2 protein-coding genes are annotated in these 1622 nt (G+C 33.6%); both read left to right on the forward strand.

Annotated features, from left to right (window positions below; all coding sequences use genetic code 11):
- Positions 1-549 (forward strand): hypothetical protein (locus GQR46_RS19425; protein ID WP_165742178.1); only part of this gene is annotated, 549 nt, incomplete at its 5' end.
- On the forward strand, positions 542-1622 hold a 1081-nt coding region (locus GQR46_RS19430; RefSeq protein WP_206009710.1), incomplete at its 3' end, for a hypothetical protein. The genes GQR46_RS19425 and GQR46_RS19430, both read left to right, overlap by 8 nt.

The following is a 1622-nucleotide window of genomic DNA, read 5'->3' on the forward strand; positions in this document are numbered from 1 at the left end:
AAATTGGTAGAAGAAGAATTGAGTGGTTTTGAAGGCAATCAAAATAAAAAATTTCAGCTCCAACAAGTTATGCAATTACATAATGCTATATCAGAGCACCCCATATTTAATTTTTCAGATAGTGAAAGTATTCAAAAATTATTGAAAATAGGTAATAAGGATACTGATCTAGTAATAGACAGTAGTGATAAAAAAATAAGTAAAAGCTTTACTTTCAGTAGCCTAAGTTCAGATATTGATATTTTAGAACATTGTGACTTTGAACTAGGTCATATCATTGGTGATGCTTACCAAAATATTGCGATAATTTTAAGTAACTTTATCAATGGAAGGGTTTCTAAAAGAGAGACTATCTACACTAAATTACAAGAACTAAGAGGTAGTGAAGAAGGAAAGTTGCGATTGAGTAAAGTCTTACTTCCAATCCAGCAGGCTATAAACGAGTTTGATGGTAATTTATTCATGAGTGATGATTTTCATGCAATCGAAGATATACGGTTAAAAAATACTTTACTTGCAGTTTCAGAAATAGGTTTAGAAAATGATTAAGGCTAGTGATGGTACTATTGCTGCAGCTGCATTTCTCTCATCAGATCGTTTCTTATCTACCGAGAGTATTGATAAAAAAGAAGAATTAGCCAGAGCTATTTTAGACTATCAACCTTATATAAAAAGAAGATTACGAACTGATGATGTGAAAGCTATTGTTGAGCAAATGCATGATAGTCATAGCTTTTGCTTTAACTCATTTTTAACGAACCTTAATCTTGAATATTTACAATGGAATGGCGATCGCTTCATCGTAAAACCGGAAAAGTTATCAGAGTGGCTAGAATTGTTGTCATTAATAGATGGTACTTGGATAATTGCTCAAGGGTACGCAGATTTATGTAAACAACATCAATTTGGCGCTCAAGAGCTATCCAATTGCATTGAGAAGAGTCAATGTCCATTTGCGTTACCACAAGATCAAATAGGTAACCAATTTGCTGACAACCATGTTCATTTAGGTGGACATGGGTATTTAGGGCCAAGTTTGTTAAGTTTTTGCTTATACGGCAACACTATAAATCAAGAATTCAAGTGGCCAAATAGATCAGAATACTCTTTATATGAAAGTGGTTACTTATCCAAAACTAATTTGGTAAACGAGGTGGGTATTTTGGCTGATGATACCGCCTCACTTTTATTCTATTCTGACAGAAGCATGGACAGTGTGAATGGTGTCCAAACCTTTCAAGGTAAAACGCTGGATGCGATAGATCAGTTTCCTAATATAAGTGAAGCCCAGAAGTTTATAAGTAGAAGTAGTTGTTTGAGCCAATCTTCTGTGAAGCGCTGGTTATTATACACCACAGGACTACTTACTGATAATTCACCAAATAGTTCACTTATTAAGTTAATTCGTTTATGTAACATTTTACGAAATTACATGATTGTGTCCGGTGTTGGTTTGAGTCAGTTTGTTGAAGTTTCACGCTTTGGTATGAGAAAATCTAGAAGCGAGTTGCAGAATAAAGAGCAAATCGATAATTTTGAAGCTGACATTGATAATCGAACTTTTCGTGAATTTCGAGTAATTCCAAAATTTATTTTAGGGAATAAAAAAAAGAAACCAGTAA

It is taken from the genome of Pseudoalteromonas sp. Z1A6, assembly GCF_011378745.1.
GTDB lineage: Bacteria > Pseudomonadota > Gammaproteobacteria > Enterobacterales > Alteromonadaceae > Pseudoalteromonas > Pseudoalteromonas arctica.